The 23000-nt window shown below is 44.9% G+C and carries 15 protein-coding genes and 1 tRNA gene; 8 read left to right on the top strand and 8 right to left on the bottom strand.

Features of this window, described 5'->3' with window-relative positions; translation table 11 throughout:
• Positions 1 to 183 precede the first annotated feature (183 nt).
• The 3 genes from J7623_RS15015 (at position 184) to J7623_RS15005 (ending at position 2758) form a co-directional block, all read left to right on the top strand.
• Positions 184 to 1275, top strand: coding sequence for a galactosyltransferase-related protein (locus J7623_RS15015; RefSeq protein WP_291921486.1), 1092 nt, complete (start codon positions 184 to 186; stop codon positions 1273 to 1275).
• Between the two features lie 108 nt (positions 1276 to 1383).
• On the top strand, positions 1384 to 1500 hold the full coding sequence (locus tag J7623_RS15010; protein ID WP_291921484.1) for a transposase: 117 nt from the start codon (positions 1384 to 1386) through the stop codon (positions 1498 to 1500).
• A 919-nt stretch (positions 1501 to 2419) separates the two neighbouring features.
• Positions 2420 to 2758: a hypothetical protein gene (locus J7623_RS15005; RefSeq protein WP_291921481.1), complete on the top strand. Its 339-nt coding sequence runs from the start codon at positions 2420 to 2422 to the stop codon at positions 2756 to 2758.
• A 310-nt stretch (positions 2759 to 3068) separates the two neighbouring features.
• On the opposite strand, the gene J7623_RS15000 is transcribed toward J7623_RS15005, so the two are convergent.
• From J7623_RS15000 to J7623_RS14990, 3 genes are read right to left on the bottom strand one after another with little or no spacing between them, the layout of a single operon-like run.
• Positions 3069 to 4070 carry an NADP-dependent oxidoreductase gene (locus J7623_RS15000; RefSeq protein WP_291921478.1) on the bottom strand — a complete coding sequence of 334 codons (1002 nt, stop codon included), beginning with the start codon at positions 4068 to 4070 and terminating at the stop codon, positions 3069 to 3071.
• A 27-nt stretch (positions 4071 to 4097) separates the two neighbouring features.
• Complete coding sequence (locus J7623_RS14995; protein ID WP_291921476.1) at positions 4098 to 4925, bottom strand: alpha/beta hydrolase; 828 nt, start codon at positions 4923 to 4925, stop codon at positions 4098 to 4100.
• A gap of 56 nt (positions 4926 to 4981) precedes the next feature.
• Positions 4982 to 5785, bottom strand: coding sequence for an SDR family NAD(P)-dependent oxidoreductase (locus tag J7623_RS14990; protein WP_291921473.1), 804 nt, complete (start codon positions 5783 to 5785; stop codon positions 4982 to 4984).
• A gap of 92 nt (positions 5786 to 5877) precedes the next feature.
• On the opposite strand from J7623_RS14990, the gene J7623_RS14985 reads away from it, so the two are divergent.
• Positions 5878 to 6285, top strand: a complete 408-nt coding sequence (locus J7623_RS14985; protein ID WP_291921470.1) for a helix-turn-helix domain-containing protein — start codon at positions 5878 to 5880, stop codon at positions 6283 to 6285.
• Positions 6286 to 6450: 165 nt separating this feature from the next.
• Here J7623_RS14985 and J7623_RS14980 read toward each other — a convergent pair.
• Positions 6451 to 6524, bottom strand: a tRNA-Pro gene (locus tag J7623_RS14980).
• A 154-nt stretch (positions 6525 to 6678) separates the two neighbouring features.
• Positions 6679 to 8193, bottom strand: coding sequence for a glycoside hydrolase (locus J7623_RS14975; RefSeq protein ID WP_291921467.1), 1515 nt, complete (start codon positions 8191 to 8193; stop codon positions 6679 to 6681).
• A gap of 591 nt (positions 8194 to 8784) precedes the next feature.
• On the opposite strand from J7623_RS14975, the gene J7623_RS14970 reads away from it, so the two are divergent.
• From J7623_RS14970 to J7623_RS14955, 4 genes are all read left to right on the top strand, one after another.
• Entirely contained in the window at positions 8785 to 9396 is a 612-nt protein-coding gene (locus J7623_RS14970) for a sigma-70 family RNA polymerase sigma factor (protein WP_291921465.1), read from the top strand.
• 66 nt (positions 9397 to 9462) lie between these two features.
• Positions 9463 to 10500 carry a FecR domain-containing protein gene (locus tag J7623_RS14965; RefSeq protein WP_291921462.1) on the top strand — a complete coding sequence of 346 codons (1038 nt, stop codon included), beginning with the start codon at positions 9463 to 9465 and terminating at the stop codon, positions 10498 to 10500.
• A gap of 56 nt (positions 10501 to 10556) precedes the next feature.
• Positions 10557 to 14108, top strand: a complete 3552-nt coding sequence (locus tag J7623_RS14960) for a TonB-dependent receptor (RefSeq protein ID WP_291921459.1) — start codon at positions 10557 to 10559, stop codon at positions 14106 to 14108.
• A gap of 27 nt (positions 14109 to 14135) precedes the next feature.
• Positions 14136 to 15944, top strand: a complete 1809-nt coding sequence (locus J7623_RS14955) for a RagB/SusD family nutrient uptake outer membrane protein (protein ID WP_291921456.1) — start codon at positions 14136 to 14138, stop codon at positions 15942 to 15944.
• Positions 15945 to 16044: 100 nt separating this feature from the next.
• Here J7623_RS14955 and J7623_RS14950 read toward each other — a convergent pair whose 3' ends face one another.
• From J7623_RS14950 to J7623_RS14940, 3 genes are all read right to left on the bottom strand, one after another.
• Positions 16045 to 16758 carry a phytanoyl-CoA dioxygenase family protein gene (locus tag J7623_RS14950; RefSeq protein ID WP_291921453.1) on the bottom strand — a complete coding sequence of 238 codons (714 nt, stop codon included), beginning with the start codon at positions 16756 to 16758 and terminating at the stop codon, positions 16045 to 16047.
• Between the two features lies 1 nt (position 16759).
• Positions 16760 to 18013 carry a hypothetical protein gene (locus J7623_RS14945; RefSeq protein WP_291921450.1) on the bottom strand — a complete coding sequence of 418 codons (1254 nt, stop codon included), beginning with the start codon at positions 18011 to 18013 and terminating at the stop codon, positions 16760 to 16762.
• A 171-nt stretch (positions 18014 to 18184) separates the two neighbouring features.
• Positions 18185 to 22930, bottom strand: coding sequence for a PKD domain-containing protein (locus J7623_RS14940; RefSeq protein ID WP_291921447.1), 4746 nt, complete (start codon positions 22928 to 22930; stop codon positions 18185 to 18187).
• Positions 22931 to 23000 lie beyond the last annotated feature (70 nt).

The following is a 23000-nucleotide window of genomic DNA, read 5'->3' as shown; positions in this document are numbered from 1 at the left end:
TTTTGCTTCCTCCGTTTAATCAATCGGGTTTTAAAGAAGGAGCTATTTTACAGGTTTTGTGGCGTCATCAAATGAGGCGAAAGGGCGGGGCGCCGGGAATAGGCATGTTTGCACCTAAATACCTTCCGGGTATTACTGCTTCACCCAGTTCATAAAACTTTACCATAAAAATCATATGTTACCATGAATAAGATTTCAATTTGTACTGTTTGTATGAACAGGCTCATGCACTTGCGTGAAACACTTCCGATGAATATTGCCCAGAATAAAGATCACGGCAATATTGAATTTGTTGTGCTGGATTATAATTCCGGCGATGGAATGGAAGATTGGGTAAAATCAAATATGCAGGAGCATATTGACTCCGGTGTATTAAAATACTTTAAAACCTATGAACCTAAGTATTTTAATCTTTCGCATTCCAAGAATATGGCGATGAGACTTGGTTCCGGTAACATCCTTTGCCTGATAGACGCCGATAATTTTGCGGGCCACAATTACGCAAACTGGATATCTTCCGTATTTGATGCCCAGGGTGGAAATACCATTATTACCACACTTCATAAAGACCGCATTCTATACCGCGATCAGGGTGGTAAACTTTGTTTCAACCGTGAGCTTTTTTACCGGGTAAAAGGTTTTGATGAAGCTCTTACAGGTTATGGTATAGATGATGTAGACCTGGTTCGCAGGGTAGAGAAAGCCGGTGGCAACCGGTATTTTATAGAAGATGAAAAATTCCTGCAGTTCATAGGACACTCTCTCGAAGAACGTCTTCGCAATTACCCCATCTATCATAAGCTGGAGAAAATGTACATGCTGGTAACAGAAAACAGGGAACAAAAGAATGGGATCCTTTTCCTGTTTAACGACAAAACTTTTTATGAAGTGACGTTCAACTATAATGAACATATGAAAAACAATCTCGTGGAGACCTACCATGGCTGGACGATTGGAGAACACGGCCTGCGTACGGGTTTGTTTAATTATAAAGACAATAAACTGGTACTGCGCTTTGAGGGAAATGAAGAGCGCGTCCTGGATAACAAGGACCCGTTACTGTATTCACATCATAACGGAGAATCCTCCGCATGGACCCAAATAGCCAGGAATGATGGAAATTACCTGGAACTTATTATGGCTTATGGAGAATGCATCAACCGTAAAAAATACATGAAGAATGAAGTAGGGGGAAAATCAGTGAATGATAATGGCTGGGGAAAAGGAACAGTATACATGAACTTTGATATGAACACCCCCCTTGTTATCAACTAAGCGGTAAGGAGAAGGAGCTTACTTTACTAACGGTTGGGCAGTTTCCTCAACCGTTTTTTATTTTTAAAAAGTATAATGCTTACATTGGAATGCTTACCGGGAATAATTATGAGAAGCATTTACTATCTGGGTATCCTCAACTTCTTCAACAACAGAGCTACAAATGCTGCAGCAGAATCATTTAACGCTAAGATAAAAGCCCTCAGTAATGCGCTTCGTGGATAAGAGAAGGGAGGTGGAGTCTTTTCTGTTTAGATTATACAAACGCTATGCTTAAAAATTTACTAAATCCCCCCAAGTATTAAACTTGATCCAATATGACGAAATGAAAAAAGCCCGTAGATGCTACATCTACGGGCTTTTTGGGTAGCTTATAATAAAGTATTACAAACCATTTACCCCGTTTGTCGGGACGACTGGACCGAGTTCGAACTTTCTACTAGAAGATTTGGCCGCAATTGATACATTCTGCGCAGGTAGGTATAACTGAAAACCATCAATGAAGCTAAAAATGGCTTCTTCGGGATTTAGAGGGGAAAGACTATAATTAAACGGACCAGCACAGTTCAAAAATCTTAAAGCTCTGCCGGGGGCCGATCATGATTGGGGAGATAAAATAGGTAGTATAGAAACCATGGGCTAGTGCCAGAGTAGTCGTTTATGATGACGAAGACTTTGGCGGCGATCATGTGGATACTTATGGACCAAGTTCAAGAACAGATGTTTCTGGAGATTTGGATGATAATATTGATTCAATTCAAATCTTCTTAGCATAAGCCCAATAAGCCGCACTAAATATAGTGCGGCTGACTTTTTTACCAAAATAGCGAGGTGTTATTTAGTAACGAAAAAAGATCTCCGTTTAAAAGCGGCCGGATAAATAAAAAGAGATGGAAACGACATATATTCGTTATGGTAAAATACTTATATGAATCTTTCTTCAAGACAAGCTACCTATATCGATCAACTTATTTCCCAGCTTGCAGTAGCACTATTAACTCAACCCGATCAATTCGAAGCAATGGCGCGAAAACAATCAGTTGATATCAGTGTCAGGGACCTACCATATCTTCGAAGTAAATTTCATCAACCACCGCCGGAGTATCCTGACATAAGCGAAATTCCTCTTGGATTAGGGGGCTGGATGGCAACCTGTCAATACGCCATTTTTGAAGTCGTCTATCAACTGGATATACAGGCACTCGCGTTTCTTAAGTCAGTGGCCTATGGAGACTATGACTGGACACAGCCCACTGCCTTAGAAGTATTGATCCGACTATCAGTAGACGGAAAGTTGCCCAACAACATTATACGGGAAATAGACATTCAACTCGCTGATATGCGATATGAAACACATCTTTACCTGGCACAAGGGCTACTTATCAGAGCTAAACGCGACAATAGATTTGAAGAAATATTACAGCAATTGAAGAATGAAGACTTCCAGGAGGCGGTAACGGAAATATTAAGTAACAAGCAATAAAGCACGCCCGCGAGGCGATACCATTAATGTTACATCATTCTCAAAAAACAAAAAAGCCTACTCATCTCTGAGTGAGCTTCTTCTTTTAAGTCGGGTCAGCTTGACAAATTTCGAACCTGCTGATACAGGATTTAAAGATTTTAACTGGCTTTGTAAGCCTTAATAAGGAATAGCAAAAGTATCTAATTAACATGACAAAATGGCAAAGCAAACTAATCAGACAATTATTGCTGTTTTACCGCTGGAAACCGATTTTCTTAAGACAATGGTTAGTTCTTATTGAAGTAGCTGATTTTTTTTAGCAATAGTTTTATTTTATTTTGATAACAACTTTACCTTTTGCACGCCCTGTTTCCACATACCCCATAGCTTCATTGGTTTGCTCAAATGGAAATACCTTGTCAATAACTGGTTTTATGATACCTGCATCAATAAGTGAAGTAATTTGGCCTAATTGAGTTCCTTCTGCCCTCATGAAAAGGAATGAATAGCTTACATTGAGTCGCTTTGCTTTTTTTCTCACTCCGGCGCTCAGAAGGCGCACTATTAATTTCATGAACCAGGGCGCTTTGATTTCTTCTGCAAAACTGGGATCAGGCGGACCAGAGATAGAAATAAGTTTTCCCCCAGGTTTTAATATTCGCAAAGATTTTTCAAGAGTCTTTGCATCCTGACTATTTAATACTATATCGTAATCTTTCAATAGTGTTTCAAAATCCTCTTTTCTATAATCAATTACAATATCTGCACCGAGACTTTTGACTAAATCAATATTACTGGCACTTGTTGTGGTAGCTACAGTAGCGCCCAAATGTTTCGCTAACTGAATGGCAAATGTGCCCACACCACCAGAACCTGCCTGGATGAAAACTTTTTGCCCTTTCTTCACATTTGCCTTTTCAACCAGCGCCTGCCATGCGGTTAAACCAACCAATGGAATAGACGCAGCTTCTTCCATTGACAAATTTCCGGGCTTTAATGCAACATCGCTTTCATTAATCGCAATAAGTTCTGCAAAAGTGCCAATCCTATGATCTGCCGGACGCGCATACACTTCATCGCCGGGTTTGAATTGTTTTACACCTAAACCTACTTTTATTACGATTCCCGCTACGTCGTGTCCCAGCGTAATAGGAGGCTTATAAGGTAGAATTAACTTAAAGTCACCATTTTTTATTTTGGAATCCAGAACATTTACACTGGCAGCGTGAATCTGCACTAATACATCATTTGCCCTTAAAACCGGTTCTGCGATCTCGGCAGATTGCAAATTTTCTTTTTTGCCGTATCGGTTTATAATAAATGCTTTCATTTTTATTAATTGTTATTCATAAATAGCTTACTTCGCTAAAAACGCTAATGCACTTTTTACGAACGCCTCATGATATTGATACATACCACCATGGCCGGCATCTTTATATATGATTAATTCGGAATTGGGAATACGCTTGCTTAATTCATGAGTATTACTGCTCTGCACCATTCTGTCATTATCGCCATTTGCTACTAATACAGGTTGCTTGATTACTGATAGATCCTGTGGTGTTTGCAGCGCCCAGGCATGGGCTAAAAACTCTTTTGCCGATTTTTTTCCATTTTCATTTCTATTGAAAAAAAGATAAGTTTTTGCATCTTTAAAACTAAATAAGCCTCTTAGAATGTCTGTATAAGTAATCTTTGTAACATTTTTGATCCCTTCACCACCGGCCGGGCCAGTACCTGTTATTACAGCTTTGCGAACAAGCTGTGGCTCCTGAAGTAATATTTCCTGCGAAATAAAACCGCCCATCGAAAAGCCAACCAAATCGACTTTTTCATACCCTAAAGCATGAATAAATGCTCTTGCATCTTTTGCCATTTCAGCAATAGTTTTCGGCGTTTTACCTTTCGTAGCACCAACACCACGATTGTCAAAACAAATTATCTGATGCGCTGAAGCAATGCCATCCATAATCCGGGGATCGCAATTATCCATTGTGGCGCCTAAATGGTTTAAAAAAATTACCGGTACACCAGCATTATTATCACCAAGTTTTCGATAATAGAAATCTGTTCCACCAATATTGACAGATTGTGTTTTTACATTTTTAAATGTAATACCTAAGTCGGTTTTGACATCATTGTTTGCTACAGTATTTTGGGCAGGGGATGCGTTTGTCTTTGCCATGATTAGTAATATTATTAGGAATGTTTTTTTTCATTTTTTGCCAGAGCTCTTTTAAATTATTTCGCAGCATTCACCCTTTTCAAAACAGTACTTTCAAGTACGTTATATGCAAAACGTTGCATGGTTAGAAGCATAGAAGTTCCTTTGCCAACAGGATAACTGTATTTTGGCGCTTTTTCATTTATGATTTTCAAAACCGTATTTATAACAGGTTCTGGCCCTGGTGCATTCTCAAACTGAGTTTTAGAATAAGCTGAAATCTTTTTTCGAAATACATCGTAATCTTTGATATCCCCTGTTGCGGCGGTTGAACTATTACCAATATTTGTCTTGAAGCTCGAAGGTTCAACCATGCTGACCTGTATGTTAAATTGATTTAATTCAAGCCGCAAGGCTTTGAAATATCCTTCCAATGCATGTTTTGAAGCTGCGTAATAAGCGACATTGGGAAGACTAATTAACCCAAGAATAGAACCTACGGTAATTATCTTGCCTTGCTTCTGTTTTCTGAAATAAGGCAACAACTCGTTTGTAAGTTTAACAGTGCCCCAAAAATTGGTTTCAAACTGCTGTTTACCTATTTCAATTGTGGTTTCTTCGGCAAGCCCTGTCACTAAGTATCCTGCATTGTTTATAAGCACATCCAACTTATTGATCTCCCTGAAGAGTTTCTTACTAAAAGACGCGATTGAGTTGTAATCGGCAATATCCAATGCCAACAATTTAAACGGCAGTTTAGCCTGGTATTTTTCGGGGTTACGACTTGTTCCAATTACCTGGAAGCCACTTTCATGGAGCTTTTGGGCAGTCAGCAATCCAAAACCTGAAGAAGCGCCAGTTATTAATATTGTTTGTTTCATGTCTCAACATTTTGTAATTTTACTTGCATATTGCAAGTGCAAATGTAAACATTACTTGCAATATGCAAGTGTATATTTGAAATATATTTTTTATGAACAAAACGAAAAAAAGATCAGATTGCCCTATCAGCAACTCGCTTGATATATGGGGAGACAAGTGGTCGCTGTTGATTATCAGGGATTTAATGTTTGCAAAAGAGTGTACTTATGGCGACTTTCTAAAAGCCCAGGAACGCATAGCCACGAATATTTTGGCTTCACGACTACAATCTCTTGAAGAAAATAAGATCATTGAGAAATTAGACCATCCGGATAGTAAAGCAAAAGTGTTATACCGGTTAACCAAAAAGGGAGTTGACTTAATGCCTGTACTGATTGAAATACATCTATGGGCCGAAAAATATTTTCCTATTCCGGATGACAGAAAGGCAATGTTGAAAGATGTGAAAAAGGATAAGGCAGGATTTATTAAAGCAGCGACAAAAGAATTGATGGGTTAACGCAGTATGCTAACGCTAAATAATATTTTCCGAACTTAAATGGATTCGAACTTCCTGTAACGTATTAAAAATGAAAGTAGTGACGCTTTTAGACCGAATGGATGCAATATTATTTAAATTAAGAAACCCTTCAAATCCAACGATCTGAAGGGTTTCATTTTTTTGTCGGGACGACTAGATTCGAACTAGCGACCTCTTGCACCCCATGCAAGCGCGCTACCGGGCTGCGCTACGTCCCGTTTTAACCGGTATTTTCTTTGTTTGACGGGATGCAAAAGTAGGCAATTATTTCATTTTTCAAAATCATAGGTATACTTTTTTTGAAAAATGTTTAAGCAATTAATTGTTAAGAGGAAAAGACCGGGACAACAAACATCCCGGTCTTTTCATTAGTTAATTAGCGACACCGGTAAAGGTGATCACGCTGGAAGGTGGCACGGTCAATACATAGCTACCGTTGCCCTGCGCAACAGCGCTGCCTTGCTGCCAGTGTGCACTGGAGTTGTCGGCAGTGAGGTATGAGTTGATAGCTCCCGCGGTAAAACCAGACAGGTTTAGCCGGCAATGGGTTTCATTACCACCCGGGTTGATCACCACCACGCTGAATTTGCCTGTCGCAGGATCTTTATAGGCAGATACTTTCAGGGTGGAATTATTTGCCAGGCCGGCATTGAAACGATAGTATCCGGCATGTACGAAGCGGGTGAATTGCCCCATGACATCGAACGTTTTCGGATATACGAGGCTGCCATCTGCGTTGGCACCGATCAGCGATTCGTTGTTATTGAATGCCAGCATGCCAAGCCAGTAAACGTAAGCATTGACGTTGCATACCGCCAGGAATTGATGCATGTTCACAGCCAGCTTAAGGCCTCCCACCATAGTGCCATCATATACGCCGCTGTCGTCGCTGGCTTCGGTCATCCATACGGGTTTGTTACCGGTAGCATAATTCCAGATAGCGGGATTGGGATTCAATCCTCTTTTTCCCAGGATCAGGTCACCGATTTCCACGTAGCCATGACCAGCGAGGATGTCTACATTACTTTTGTCCATGCCGGAAAGGAAATTGTTAGCGGTACCCCAGGCGGCATTCTCGGAAGAAATGATCCTGGTGGTGGTAAGCCCTTTGGCGTTTAAAGCGGGACGGAGATTATTGGTGATAAACTGTCCCAGGTGCGCGGCAGTCCAGTAGGATGATGCCCAGGATGAAAAAACATTTTCAGGTTCATTGCTGGGAGATACGCCATAAAAGTTAATGCCTTCATCCTGGTAGGCTTTGGTAAATCCTGCTACATAGTTGGCAAAATCCGTGGAGCAGCAACTATAGTTGAGTCCATTGAAATTTTGACCACTTACGCTGCTGGTGTTGGTTTTCATATATAGCGGCGGTGTCCAGGTGCTGGCAAACATAATCGGTACCTGGTAGCGTTCTTTTACTTTTTTGAAGATCCAGAGCTGCGCGATTTGTGCTTTTTGATCGCTGGTCAACGCCTGGTAGGCGGCGCTGTTAACGTCCATGTCTATACTGCTACCCGCGGGCTTGATGGTCACTACGCCGCTGGGTTTGTCGAAGGGATAAGTGTACAGCACTTCGCCGCGGATCATGTTTAGCTGTAATCCATCGGCGCCCCAAAGTTGTTGCATGATGGAATCCCGCTTGGGTGATTCAAAGAAAGGGGTAGCGCGACCAGCAAACGAACCAAAACCATCAATACGTTGATAGGTGGTGGTCCAATTGAGGGTGATGGTAGCAGTGTCGATAGTTGCCAGGGTTGCAGTGGCGCTGGCGTTTAATTTTCCGGTGTGGGCAAGGGTAGGGTTTTCCTGCATGTTTTTCGTACAGCTGCTGCCAGCCACGAACATAACAAATAGAGAAACGCTGATTGCCGTCAGGTTTTTTTTCATTTGTTTAGTGGGTTTGGATTTGTGAATGTTTATTTAACAGAAAATACAAGACATACAAACCTGTTTACACCGGTTAACAATCACACTTCATCACGTGGCAACAGGAGGTAAAGGCACACCGCAAATAATAAAACCGCAATGGAAAAGGTAAGATTAAGGGTTTAGGATAACTATACTTTTCCTTCAATGTTCACTGAGGTAAACGTCTTAATTTCCTGTTAAGACTTACTCGGATACCAAGATAAGAATAATTTGTTTAGAATAAATTAACTTTATGGAAAATATTTTATTGCAATAAAGAAGGGAGGCGGGACAGCATTAGTCCCGCTTTCCGCCCCGGCTTACAAGGTATATAATAAGGCCTACTACTAACGCTACCGCAAGGATACCTGTCCAAACACCCGCTTTGAATATACCACCGATTACCTCACAACTGCTGAGCAAAAGAACTAGGCCTGTTAATAACCAATAAGAAATGAGTTTCATAGTCTTTAGTTTTGATGTTATATATCCCAGGACATATCCTGTACCAAAATATATTTGCAGTTGTCAGAATAATTCACAAGCTTTAACACATCAACCAAAACAGGTATGCACACAGGGAAAGCCCATAAATCAGGCTTGCGCGTGGTGACTTCCCATTCCTCACTTTGGGGACGATTTCTACAGGGTGACCGCCACGCCTTCGCCGAAATATATGATGCACATATTGATGACCTCTTTCATTATGGCATGCACTTTTGCCAGGATAAGGAAAGAGTGAAAGACTGTCTCCAGGACCTGTTCCAGGACCTCTGGACCAGCAGAACACACCTGTCGCCAGACATTCAGCATGTACGTTATTACCTGATCAGCAGCCTGAGAAGGCGCCTCCTCCGCGCACTCCGCAAAGATCGCCGCTGCCAGCACCGCGATTCCTGGGAAGCTTTTGAATTTGAATACACACTCCCCCTCGAAAACCAGTTAATCCAGCAGGAAACACTGGAAGCACAAAAACGCCTCCTCCAGGAAGGACTGGCCAGCCTTACCCGTCGCCAGCGCGAAGCCATCTACCTCCGTTTCTTCCAAAACCTCAATTACGAAGAAGTAGCCGACGTCATGTCCATGCAGGTAGACTCGGTGTATAATACCATCTCCAAAGCCATCAGCATCCTCCGGAAAAATATCTCCCTGCCTCTCCTGTTGCTGCTTTTAAGCAAATAAAAAAAAACTTTAAAAAAAGTGATGAGATTTTTATCACTACGGTCTCTTTAGATAAAAGCAGTTCTCTTGGCAACCAGCAACTATTTATCATACACCGCCAGGGAGTTTGCCATGGATGAAGGTTTCCAGGAATGGGTATTGCACCCGGAACGGGGAAATGTGTTTTGGGAAACCTGGCTCCGCCAGCACCCCGAAAAAAACACTGTCATCCAGGACGCCCGGCAACTGGTGCATAGCATAAAATTCCGTTCATACACACTCTCTGGTACAGAGAAGGAACAGCTATGGGATGCTGTATGGAACGGGCTGGGAGAGGAGGAACAACCTGCAACGCATATCACTGCCGCTACACCCTGGTGGAAACAAACCGGCAAATATGCGGCAGCATTACTCTTGGGCGTGTTGCTGACCACTGCCTGGTGGTGGCAATTTCGCAGCCCGCAACCGGTAATCGTGAGTGTACATACCCGGTTGGGAGAAACGAAAAAAATGACGCTGCCGGATTCGTCAGAAGTAACGCTGAACGCCAATTCACGATTGCTTTACAGCGCATCCCCGGGCGGCAAAAGGGAAGTGTGGCTCGATGGCGAAGCCTTCTTCCACGTAAAACATACGCCTGCTCATCAGAAGTTTATCGTACATACTTACGATAACCTCAACGTGGAAGTATTAGGCACGCAGTTCAATGTCAATAACAGCGGTAAAGAGATTGTAGTAGTACTGCAGCAGGGAAGTATCCTGCTCAATATAGGCGCACCTGCCGACGGCAAAACCGCAGCGCTGTACCTGCATCCGGGTGAAATGGTGCGCTATAATAAACTGGATAGCGACTATACCAAGAAGAGTGTGATAGCCGACAACTACACCTCCTGGCATACTGGCAGGCTGGTCATGGACGACTTCACCCTCAGCGATGCTGCCGCCTTTATGCAGCAGGTATTTGGTAAAACACTCATCGTTTCAGACACACAATTATTAAGCTATAAAGTATCCGGGTCAATGCCTGTTATTTACAACCCTGATACAATGATGACTCAGCTGGGAAAGGTTTTCCGCATGCAATTCAACCAAAGAGGTGATGAAGTTTGGATCCGTAAAAAATAAGCATCGCCGCTCGTAACTATAAATAGTCTATTCCTTAATCGTTAAAACCTGTTCAAATGAAAAAAGGTTTACGTGTTTTGCTAATGCAAACATTAGCCCTGTATTTCCTATCCCAAACGGTGTCCGCACAGGACCTCGCTGCTATGGCCAGGCCACAGACTCCCCCTGAATCAAATAACGGGGGAGAAGAACAACCCGACGAATCTTCTCTGAAAAATGTATTGCACCTCATTGAATCACACTTCAACGTGTCCATTGCTTATAAAAGCAACCTCGTGAAAAATAAAAAGGTGCAACTGTCTGTCGCTACCTGCCAGTCGCCGGAAGAAGCGCTGGGCAAAGCCCTTATGCCCTTCAACCTCCACTACGAAAAAGTACGGGAACATTTTTATATGATCTCCGAAAAAGCGCCCGCTCCTGCACCTGCAGAACCAGGTGCCGTGCAGCAGCAACACCCTGTCAGGGGCGTAGTGAAAGACGAAAAAGGCAATCCCTTTCCAGGCGTAACCGTGCGTATCAGCGGCACCAATGTGGGAACCATTACGAATGCAGACGGCAGCTATTCTATTGCTGCTCCCGGCAAAAGCAATGATGAACTCGAAATAAGCTTCATCGGATATGAAACCCAACGTTTAGCCGTTGGCGGTAGACAGCTTATTAACATTACCCTGAAAGAAGGTGCCAGCGCTCTCAACGAAATAGTAGTAACCGGCTATACCACCCAGAAGAAGAAAGACCTGACAGGATCTGTAGCCGTGGTAAATATGGAGAACTTAATCAAACAGCCATCTGCACAGGTAACAGAACAACTGCAGGGACAAGCTTCCGGCGTAACAGTCATCGGTTCCGGCCAGCCAGGTGAATCACCGCAAATTCGTATCCGTGGTGTAAATACCTTCGGCTCCAACTCACCACTGTATGTAATAGATGGAGTACCCACCACAGATGTCGCTGATCTTAACACCAACGATATCGCCAACATGCAGGTACTAAAAGATGCCGGCGCCGCTTCTATTTATGGCTCCCGCGCTTCCAACGGCGTGATCATTATCACTACGCGTCGTGGCAGCGGTAAAGTGAAAGTAACGTACGATGGCTATTATGGCCGCCAATACCCTAAAAAAGGGAATGTATGGAATACGCTCAACCCAAAGGAACAGGCAGAACTCAGATGGCTTGCCTATAAAAATTCCGGCGCCAATCCCGGAACAGACCAATATGGTAGCGGGACTACACCGGTGATCCCGGATTATATATTGCCATCAGGCACCATGGAAGGCGACCCACGGGTAACCCCTTCCCTGTATTACCTCAATCCGGACTATACAGACCTGGACGACTATAATAAATTCTACCAGATTGTAAAAGCAAATAAAGCGGGCACCGACTGGTACCACGAAATATTCCGTCCAGCGCCCATTACAAGCCACAACGTAGCCGTGAGTGGAGGTGGGGATAAAGGAAACTATCTCTTCTCCTTAAGTTATTTTAATCAGCAAGGTACGTTAATGAATACCTATCTGCGCCGCTACACAGTTCGTTCCAATACCCAGTATAATATCAGCAATAGTATCCGCGTAGGGGAAAACCTGGCTTTTGCGATGTCCGAAAATCCTACGGTAGACATCAACACTGCGGATGCGGCCATTGGTCATGCTATGCGTGAACAGAGTATTATACCGGTATACGACATCAAAGGCAACTATGCCGGTTCTGCCGGTGATGCTTTGGGAGATGCCAATAACCCGGTAGCTATACAGGCGCGGAGCCGCAATAATAAAGGATTTAACAGCCGTTTGTTTGGTAACGTATATGGAGAAGTTGACCTCCTGAAATTCCTCACCTTCCGCACCAGCTTTGGTGGTGAAATCGCCTCCGGCTGGTCCCATTCTTTTACCTATCCACAATATGAGAATAAGGAAAATTCTACCAGCAACTCTTATACAGAAGGTTCTACTAATTCTCATGCGTGGACCTGGACCAACACCCTTACTTTCCACCAAAATTTCAACAATGCACACGACCTGAAAGTGGTGGCAGGTACAGAAGCTTATGACAGCCGCCACAGGGCGGTAGGAGGCACTACCAAAGATTATTTCACTTTCGACCCTAACTTCCCTGACCTGACTACCGGTACCGGCGTGCAAACCAACTACAGCAACCGGGAATCAGAAAGCCTGTTTTCTATTTTAGGCCGGGTAGATTATGCTTATAAAGATAAATACCTGCTAAGTGCTACCGTTCGCCGCGATGGCTCTTCCAAGTTTGTGAATAATCATTATGGTACTTTTCCTGCCATCTCCGCCGGCTGGCGTATTTCCCAGGAAGAATTTATGAAGAAGGTAACCTGGATATCTGACCTGAAACTACGTGGCGGTTGGGGGATCATGGGGAACCAGTTAAACCTGGGCGTCAACAACGGCTACTTCCTGTATGGTGGTAAACGCAGCTCTACCTACTACGACCTGGCAGGCGTCAATAACGGCCTCACTGCCGGGTTTGCCAGCTTCCAGATCGGTAACCCCGATGCGAAATGGGAAAGTGATGTCAATGCAAACATCGGTATTGATGCAAGCCTGTTCAATGGACAACTGGACTTCTCCGCAGATTATTATCGCAAAGACATCAAGGACCTGCTGTACAACCCTGAACTGCCGGGCCTTGCAGGTACTTCCGCACAGCCGTATGTAAATATTGCCCAAATGAAAAACGAGGGATTCGACTTCTCCGTGGGCTGGCATAAAAATATCAATAAAGACCTTCAACTAAACGTAACGGGTACACTGACTACCTACAAAAATAAAATCGTCAGGATCGCAGATGGCGTAGACTACTTCGATAGTGATAGCCGTCGCTTTGATGGTAGCAACATTATCCGCAACGCAGTAGGTCAGCCGGTATCCTCTTTCTTCGGTTATAAAGTAATTGGCTTCTGGAACAGTGCAGAAGAATTGGCGGCTGCCGATAAACAGGCACAAAAAGCTACCGGCCAGTCGGATGCCACCTACCAGGAAGGAGAGGGGCTGGGCCGCTTCCGTTACCAGGATGTAAATGGCGATGGTGTTATTACACCAGACGACCGTACTATCCTGGGTAACCCGAACCCCGACTTTTCTTATGGATTGAATATTGGCGTCACTTACAAAGGATTTGATTTTAGTCTTTTCCTCTTTGGTACACACGGCAACCAGATCTGGAACAACGTACGCTGGTGGCACGATTTCTACGGGCCTTTTATCAGCGCTAAAAGTAAAACAGCCCTCTATGATTCCTGGCGGCCGGATCATCACAATGCTAAAGCGCCCATCCAGGAGGTGGATGGTTCTACCAGTACCAACAACGTTCCCAATTCTTATATGGTGGAAAACGGCGCCTATCTGCGTGCTAAAAACATGCAACTGGGATATACCTTCAAAGGCGGCGCTCTTACCCGTTTAAAGGTGGAAAAGCTGCGTATTTATGTGCAGGCGGCTAACCTGTTTACCATCACGAAATACTCCGGTTTAGATCCCGAGATTGGCGGCTCTGATATCACCGACTTTGGTGTCGACGAAGGCGCTTATCCTAATCAACGCCAGTTCCTGGTAGGTATTAACCTGGGTTTCTAACAATTGCTTAAGTAAAAACGTATGATCATGAAATCATTTTATCATATACTACTGAGTGCAGCTATGGCCACTTCTCTGTTAACCGGTTGTGGTAAAAGTTTCCTCAACCGTACCCCGCAATCTTCCCTCGATGAAGCAGCCCTGACAAACAAAAAAGGTGTCAATAACCTGTTGATAGGTGCCTATGGCGCGTTGGACGGACAGGATTTTAAAGATGGAGATTTGCTGAACCTGGCTGGTGGCAGCGGGTATACCGTTTCCCCGGATAACTGGATCTATGGCAGCGTATGCGGTGGGGAAGCGCATAAAGGCAGCGATCCCGGCGATGCCGCCGCCATTCTGCAGATAGGTACTTTCTTCGGAAATGCTACCAACGGTTTCTTCAACGACAAGTGGCGTGTAGATTATGAAGGCGTGCGCCGCTGCAACTTTGTATTGCATGTATTGAAGAATGTAAAAGATATGACGGAAGATGAGAAAAAAGAACTGGCTGCTGAGGCACGATTCCTGCGCGGACATTTCTACTCCGACCTGAAGAAAATGTTTGATAAAGTACCCTGGGTAGATGAAAATGCAGAGAGTTATGTGAAGCTGAACGTAGACGATTATAAAATTCCGAATGATAAGGATATCTGGCCTATGATTGAAGCCGACTTCAAATATGCAGCGGAGAATCTGAACGAGGTGCAGGATGTGATAGGTCGCGCCAACAACTGGGCTGCTAAAGCTTACCTGGCCAAAACCTATCTCTATGAAAAAAAATATACAGATGCCCTGCCGGTATTTGAAGATATCATCGCTAATGGCAAAACCGCCAAAGGTGTTTCTTTCCACCTGATGGAAAAATTCCACGATAACTTCGATGCCTTCACGGAAAACAACGCAGAAGCCGTTTTTTCTATCCAATACAGCGCTAACGATGGTTCCGGGGGCACTGGTAACGCCAACCAGGGAGAGATGCTGAATTACCCTTATAATGGCCCTTTTAGCTGCTGCGGTTTTTATCAGCCTTCACAGGACCTCGTGAATTCTTATCGTACAGATGCCAAAGGACTCCCTTACCTGGATAACTTCAATGACCATGCTGTTAAAAGCGATAAAGGCATTGCCAGCAGTGTGCCATTTACGCCGGATGCAGATAACCTGGATCCGCGGCTCGACTGGACCGTTGGCCGCCGGGGCATTCCTTTCCTGGATTGGGGCAACCATCCCGGTATGGACTGGATCCGTGATCAGCAATCGGCCGGCCCATACTCTGCTTTGAAGAATGTGTACATGCAGGCCACACAGGATAAATACTATGATGGAAATGGCTGGGCGCCCGGTAATGCCATCAACTATGTACTGATCCGCTTTGCAGATGTATTACTCATGGCTGCAGAATGCCAGGCGCAGGCAGGAGACCTGAATATTGCACAGGAACATGTTAATACCGTCCGTGTCCGCGCTGCTAACCCTATCGGATGGGTAAAAACCTATATCGATCCCTCACAGCCTATGGCGGGATATACCAATACGCCGGCCGCTAACTATAAAATAAGTACTTATCCGCCAGGAGCCTTTACTACAGGAGGTAAGGATTGGGCCATGAAAGCCATCCGGTTTGAACGTAAGCTGGAACTGGCAATGGAAGGTCATCGTTATTTTGATCTCGTTCGCTGGGGCATTGCGCAAACAGAAATCAATCGTTATTTCGACTACGAAAAAACGATTACAACAGATATTGCCAATGGCAGCTTCGCTGCTAAAAATGTACGATTCCCGATTCCTCAACGCCAGATAGACCTGAGTGTGAAAAACGGTGCGTCAGTGCTGAAGCAGAACCAGGGATATTGAGTGAGCAGAAAGCATAAAGCAGAAAGCATAAAGCTATTGTAGCGAATGATTAAAGCGTAGTATATATAAATATCCGCTCTGATCATTCGCTACAATAGCTTTATGCTTTCTGCTCTGCCCAACGCAACCCTCCCGCCAGGGTTTGATTACTAAACTCAATATGTATCACCCGGCGGTTATGCCCATTACTGCTGCGACTGGAGGCATGCATGAGCAGCGGACGCATAATCATTACGCCGCCTTTGCGTACGTTGCAACTAACATCCGGTGTCATGTTTCTATTGATAGTGTCAGCCCGGTGAACACCGTTCCGGTGGGAGCCGGGTATGACTTTCAACGCGCCATTATGTTCATCGGTATCATCCAGGTGAATGCGAATGGTGAAGTTGTTTTCGAGCAATGCAACCGGTGGCTGTACCGCATATTGACCGGGTTTCACGGTCCATGGGCCGTAGCCATCTACGGCTAGTTTTTCTGCCACGGAAATGGTGAGATCCTGGTGCCAGGCCACAAACCAGTTCGATTGTCCGGGCTTATCGAAGTAAATGGATTTTACCGGGAAATAGCCTTCGCCGAAAAGCGCTTCCAGTAAGCTTTGCAGAGACGCTGAGAAAATAAGCGGTCGTATATCCGGTACCGTTTGCAGGAAGCGACGGATGGCGAAAAGGTCGTTTGTTTTACGGAATAAAGGTCCGGAAGCGTCTGTATTACTTATCACGGCAAGCATAGCATCAATTACTCCCTGGTCAAATACAGCGTCTATTACCGTAAATCCATTTTCGTATATACGTTGGCGATGTTCTGCTATGGTCATATTACTGATTCAAAGAGTGCTCATTGATCCAATGAAAACCTCTGTTTACCAACAGGTAGTCATTCGGGTCCTTTCTTTTCAATTGTAAATGTATACTGTCTTTGCCGGCAGTACCATCCAGCAAATATACATTTTTCCCTGTCTGTTGATAATGCAGTTGTACGGTGTCGCCACCGGCGTTGTCCCAGAAGGATAGCTGATGTTTGATGGTATCTGTTTTCGAATAATAAAAGGATAGATCTTTATTATTTTTGCGGGTCGTTAAACCATATTCTTTTTCAATATAAATTTTCTGATAGCGCCGGATTTCCGCTATCCACGGGTTGAATAATGAATCGGCCCGTACCTGGGTAACCTCATAAATACCGTATAATGGTGGCTTTTTGCTATCCTGCGCTATCCATTTTACAGTAAACAGGCCGTCATATATTGTCCATCCCAAATAAGTGCTGATAAGCAGGTATTTTAAGGAAGTGAAGGTAATGCGCTTCCATTTTGAACGGAAAGCCGGTACCCAGCGTGTGGCCACTTCCACTGGCTTTTGTGAAAAGAAAAATTGAAGTAACCTGGGTATATCAGGTGCGGCGATGAATAGTGCTATCAGGAATAAATGGGTGGAGAATAGTTTTACGGGAATATCATAAAAGAAATTCATCGCAACTACATTCAACATCACCGTCATAGACCACAATGCCCCAAACAGGCGGGTCCTGCGAACGAAAAGAAAGCAGCCTCCCAGGAATTCTGCCATACCGGTAAATATATTGTAGCCGGTAGAATATCCCATATAACACCAGGCCAGCCCCATCGGAGAGGTATTTCCAAACGGATCATCCAATTTTGAAAGCCCCGGGAACGGAAACTGTGATTTTGTTAGTTTAGCCATGCCATAGCTGATCATGACGGTTGCCAGGCAATAACATAAAACTGCGCTCACCCAGTACTGCAACCGGTCATAACCTTCCCGCTTACGGTCAAGTACAGACCATACTACAGCTAACAGCAATGCTAAAAGGAATGCGCAAAAAACAACGAGGTAGTTATACGTCGTATCCCCGCTGCCGTTAGTCCATACGGTAACCTCAAAATCTCTGCGAATCAGTAATTTGCCCGCCCGGTTAGCCAGCGGCGTCCAGAAGGGTTGAGAAAAACTAAAATTTCCCGTATAGTAAAGAAAGAAGTAAATAGCCCAGAACCTGAAAGATAATTTGCTGAAAAGAGACCAGGGGCGTGTAGGTTCATTGAGTTGCTCCATGTGCATTTTTTATCTGCTACGAATTAATCATTTTTTTATCAATGAAATATCCGTTTAGGCTTTCTTTAACATGGTAGATAAGAATGAAAAAAGGTTATCATGCACATAGACATAACAACCTTTTTTAAATTTTTTACAACCGGTTTTGAGCGCGCTTTGATAGAAAGAGATTTATTTTATTAAAACAATATTTCCTTTAAACTCAAATTTCTCCCCGCTCTCACACACGGTTTGCATGGAATAAATATAGGTGCCCAGCGGCGCTTCGCGGTTATTACTACGTCCATCCCATCCGGCGGAAGGCACGTTGACCGGGAAGTGCGTTCTTTCGAACACCAGGGTGCCCCAGCGGTCATAAATGCGCAGCCATTCTACTTCCTTCACTCCTTTACCTTTAGGGTAAATACGTTCGTTTTTGCCATCATGGTTAGGCGTAAATGCGTTCGGCATAAAGATGGCGCTCTGCTGGCACAGCACATGAACCATCACATCGTCTGAAGCCTTGCAGCCATATACGTTTTCTACTTCTACCTTGTAAAGGGTGCTGAGGTTAGGTAAGGCCTGTACCCGCTGGCAGTTGGTGCAGTCCAGGTATTCCGGTGGTGTCCAGCTCCAGCGGATCACGTCATTGCTGTTGTTGCTGGCCAGGAATACCGGAACACCTGCCATGGTTTGCCGGTCAATACCTGCGTTCACGGTAGGCGTAGGATTTACATGTACGGTCAGCGAAGTATGATCGGAGAAACAGTTGTCTTTATCATACCCGGTTACGTCATAGGTATATTGACCGGTATGTTTCAAGGTAGCTACCGGCGTGGGAGAGTTAGGTTTATCAAGCCCAAACCCATGCCATACATAGTAATCGGTGCCCCATACCTGCAGTTTCAACGGATCGCCCAAACAGAGCACGGTATCAGGCGTGGCATGAATGGTGAAAGGTTGTACCACCCTGATCTTCACCTCGTCAGTATTCACGCAGCCTTTGTTGTCAGTCACCTTTACCTGGTAAGTAGTGGTCACTGCCGGCGATGCGGTAGGATTCGGAATGGCCGGATCATTGAGCCCATCGGCAGGCGTCCACTCATAGCGGATGCCACCGCCGGCATGTAAGATTGTGGTGTTATTCAGGCAAATAAATTCTGCCGGTGCACTGGCCTTAATATCCGGTAAAGGCAGTACTGTCAGTGCATGGGTGGTTTTGTCGATACAGCCGTCTTTACTGGTTACCGTCAGCGTTACAGTTGCATCGCCGGCGGTGGAATAAGTTTGCGCCGCTGGTTGTTGTTTCGTACTGGTTTTACCGTTACCGAATTCCCAATCCCAGGTAACATCGGCCGACGGCGCCACATTGCCAATAAAGCTGATGGGCGCATCTTTACACACTTCTACTGCACCGCTAATGGATGCTAACGGTTGCGGGTATACGTTGTATGGCTCTTCCACGGTTTGGGTACAGCCGTATTTGGTAGTGGCGGTAAGGCCAAATTTATACGTGCCTGTTTTATCCAGGTAAAACGTTGGTGTGGTGGTATTGGTATTTTTAGCCGCCAGGTCCGGATCATAAGTCCAGGTGAAGGTGGGCGCTATCTTCAGCTCATCTACCGAATAACTGTTGAATACTGGCGCAAAAGTCAGCGTACCTTCGCCGCATATTTTGTCTGGATTCGGATGAAGTTTTATATCCAGTTGATCTATCACAATCGGGTGATCCAGGAAGGCGGCGCCTTTACAGCCGGCATCATCTTTCAGTAATAGCCTGGGCTTGTAAATGCCTGGTTCGGTGAAACGGTGGGTAATTTCCAGCTTATCGGTTTGTTCCACTTCTCCATCTGTAAAATCCCAGCTAAAGGAAGTGGCATTTTCAGGCTTCACTTTAAACGATATTTCCTTTTCGAGGCAACCTCCCTCGGCGCTGGTGGTAATGGTGGCATAAGGGCCCTTTACCACCACTATTTCGCTGTATTCATCTTCTGAATCAGCAATACCTTTTACTTTAAGGGTTACTTTATAGTGTCCGGCCTCTGTAAACGTATGTACGGGGAAGGCCTGGTCAGAAGTGGCGCCATCTCCAAAATCCCAGGAGCTGGTGAAGTAGTTGATGGAGGTATTGTTGAAACGGAAAATCATAGGGGCGCAGTTTCCACCGTTTACAAACGAGCCGGTGTAGGTGAAACCTGCTCCCACTGCAGATACCTTGATGGTTTTGGTTTTGGTGTCGGTACAGCCGTTGTCGTCTGTCATTTTGAGCGTCACCGGGAATACGCCTTTCTCAGGATACAGGTGAGTTACATAATTCCAGTCGCTGGCGGTGGAGCCATCTCCAAAGTCCCATTTATAATCCGTGATGGTACCACCAATTTCGTAAGATGCATTCCAGAAGTTCACCAGGCTGCCTGGTTGAACAACATAAGCGTCGGGGTTGAAGTCTGCAAATGGTCCATTCACCTGCAGGTATTTACTACCAGAGGTATTCACGCAACCATCTTTATCCATAACGGTAAGGGTAGGCGTATAATTCCCGGCTTGGGCATAGGTATGCTTAAACGGCGGACTGGTAAAGGTTTCAGGAGAGGTATTGTCACCAAAATTCCAGACCCATTTTTTTATCCCACTGCTGTTGGTCAGATCGGTATTGTCTGTAAAAGTCAATTCGGTTCCTTTACATTCTACCTGTGAAGGCAGGTTGAAGTCTGCCAGCGGACCGCGTATAGTAAGATCTACATTGTTACTGGTATTGGGGCAACCTAACTGGTCAATGATCTTTAAACCTACCACATGTTTGCCGGGCGTAAGATTGGAGTAGGAGATGTTGTTATTGTAATTGTACCACCAATAATCAGCGCCGTCCATCAACCAGTGATAAGGAAAGGTACCATGTATACTGGCATCTTCCTGTGTTACGCGTGCAATAACTGTTTCGTTGCTGCAAAGTACTGTTTTGTCGGTAGTGATAGTTACGGGAGATGGCGCTATCACTCTCGCCTGTCCGCTGAGATAGGTGGTACAGTGCCCATCCGACGTGGTCAGTTGTATGGTGTAAGTGCCGGATTTAGCATAGGTATGACTCACGATGTCACTATGAACTGTAGAACTGGTTTCTGTTCCGTCTCCCCAGCTCCATTTCCAGCTGGTAGCCCCGAGAGACTTCTCTGTAACGCTAACGGTCATACGATTATCGCAGTCTACCGGGTTCACCGTAAACCGGGGGAAAGGATTTACAGTAGTGATGTAAGCCTTTTTGGTAATCGTATTTGAACAGGTGCCATTGTATACGGTTAGGGTAATGTCATAGGTACCCGGTTCCTGGTAGCTATGCACAGAATTTTTTCCATATCCGTTGAAACCATCTCCATAATTCCATTGCCACTCTGTTCCCACATCTGATTTGTCGAGGAAGGTGGTGGAGGTGTTCCCACATACGGTTGGCGCATCCGGCGAGCTGAAGTCCGGGGTAGGCTTTTTATATACCTTTATAAGGGAAGAGAGATTTACAGTCCCGCTACAACCATTGACGGTGGTATATTTCAGGGAAACGCTATAATTACCTGCCTTTGGATAAGTATGCACCGGCTTGTCCTGTGTAGATGTGCTGCCGTCTCCAAAATCCCACAACCAGGTTTTAATCTGGTCCGTACTGTTAATGTTGGAGAAGAATTCGGCGCTCAAACCTTCACAGCCATCACTGATGTTGGCATAGGCGCCTACCGTTGTTTTACTGATATATAAATACCCTTCTGTTGTGGCAGCACAGCCGTCCTTACTTGTTGCCTGCAGCCTGGGATAAAATGATCCTTCCCGGTTGTATATATGTGTAGGGTTCTGCAGGGTGGATGTTTGTCCATCACCGAAAGTCCAGGCCCAGGTGGTGGCATCTGTAGTGTTGCCGGTAAAGATAACGGTGGCGGGTATATCACAGATAGGTTTATTATCCGTAACAATGGCGACTGTAGGCGTTTGTTTTACGTCAATCGTTTTTTCTACTACGTCTGCACAGTTGCCAAACATGGCTGTTACTTTCACTTTTAGCGGACCGGCAGCAGCGGGGTAATAGGAGAGACTGTTGTTGCTGTTGGGCCAGGTCCATTGTCCGTTTACTTCCCAGGTAGTGCTTTGTGGTTGTACCGGGGAAAAAGCCGCCTGAAAGACGGTGTATTGATTGGTACAGGCCAGGGTGGGCATTGTCAGCGTAGAGGTATAATTGCCGACATTAATATCATTTACCAGTTTTTCTGCTGTGCATCCCCGGTCATTGCTCACCGTGAGTTTAATACTGTGCGTGCCCTTGGTGGTAAAAGTATGTTTCCCGGGATCTTTGGCGGTACTGCTGCCGCCATCGTCAAATTCCCATTTATAACTCAGGGTACCGTTGCCGGAGGAGGTGTTGGTAAACAGCACATCTACCGGTGCTTTACAAAGCGTTTTTTCTGCTACGGTGAAGTCGGCATTTAAAGCAGCTGCCACGTCAACTGCTTTGTCCATCACCTTGAAATTCGTGCAGCCATAGCTGTTAGTAACGGTGAGGAGCACACTGTATATACCCGGTACTGTATAATTATGCGTAACCGTACCGGCTGCATTTTCTGCGGCGCCACCATCGCCAAAATCCCAGCTGTAGCTCTGTAAGGTGCCATCTCCTGGTTTGGACTTATCTGTAAAGGTTGGCGTGAATGGAACACAACCTTTGGTGGGAGATACGCTGAAGTCAACTGTGGGCTTTGCTCTTACGTGGATAAAATCTGGTTTGGTGGTGGTTTGCGTACTGCCGTCGGCGTAAGTTACTTTTAGGGTCACGGCATAGCTGCCTACTTTCACATAAGTAGCGGATGGCTTCTTTTTCGTACTGGTATTCCCGTTACCAAAGTCCCATAGCCAGGCTACGGGTGTGCCGGTAGATAAATCGTTGAATGTTGTGCTCACCGATTCGCAATCGCTCACAACAGAAGCCGAGAAATCCGCCTTCTGTTGCGCATAAGCACCTTGGACACTA

It is taken from the genome of Chitinophaga sp., from assembly GCF_017745275.1.
GTDB lineage: Bacteria > Bacteroidota > Bacteroidia > Chitinophagales > Chitinophagaceae > Chitinophaga.
This window is presented reverse-complemented; position numbering and strand designations above follow the sequence as displayed.

Bases quoted from the DNA above. Each gene is read 5' to 3' on its own strand.
- J7623_RS15015 (WP_291921486.1), top strand. From the start codon at position 184: ATGAATAAGATTTCAATTTGTACTGTTTGTATGAACAGGCTCATGCAC.
- J7623_RS14950 (WP_291921453.1), bottom strand. From the start codon at position 16,758: ATGACCATAGCAGAACATCGCCAACGTATATACGAAAATGGATTTACG.
- J7623_RS15010 (WP_291921484.1), top strand. From the start codon at position 1,384: ATGAGAAGCATTTACTATCTGGGTATCCTCAACTTCTTCAACAACAGA.
- J7623_RS14985 (WP_291921470.1), top strand. From the start codon at position 5,878: ATGAACAAAACGAAAAAAAGATCAGATTGCCCTATCAGCAACTCGCTT.
- J7623_RS14945 (WP_291921450.1), bottom strand. From the start codon at position 18,013: ATGGAGCAACTCAATGAACCTACACGCCCCTGGTCTCTTTTCAGCAAA.
- J7623_RS14955 (WP_291921456.1), top strand. From the start codon at position 14,136: ATGAAATCATTTTATCATATACTACTGAGTGCAGCTATGGCCACTTCT.
- J7623_RS15005 (WP_291921481.1), top strand. From the start codon at position 2,420: ATGGCAACCTGTCAATACGCCATTTTTGAAGTCGTCTATCAACTGGAT.
- J7623_RS14970 (WP_291921465.1), top strand. From the start codon at position 8,785: ATGCACACAGGGAAAGCCCATAAATCAGGCTTGCGCGTGGTGACTTCC.
- J7623_RS14975 (WP_291921467.1), bottom strand. From the start codon at position 8,193: ATGAAAAAAAACCTGACGGCAATCAGCGTTTCTCTATTTGTTATGTTC.
- J7623_RS14960 (WP_291921459.1), top strand. From the start codon at position 10,557: ATGAAAAAAGGTTTACGTGTTTTGCTAATGCAAACATTAGCCCTGTAT.
- J7623_RS14990 (WP_291921473.1), bottom strand. From the start codon at position 5,785: ATGAAACAAACAATATTAATAACTGGCGCTTCTTCAGGTTTTGGATTG.
- J7623_RS14995 (WP_291921476.1), bottom strand. From the start codon at position 4,925: ATGGCAAAGACAAACGCATCCCCTGCCCAAAATACTGTAGCAAACAAT.
- J7623_RS15000 (WP_291921478.1), bottom strand. From the start codon at position 4,070: ATGAAAGCATTTATTATAAACCGATACGGCAAAAAAGAAAATTTGCAA.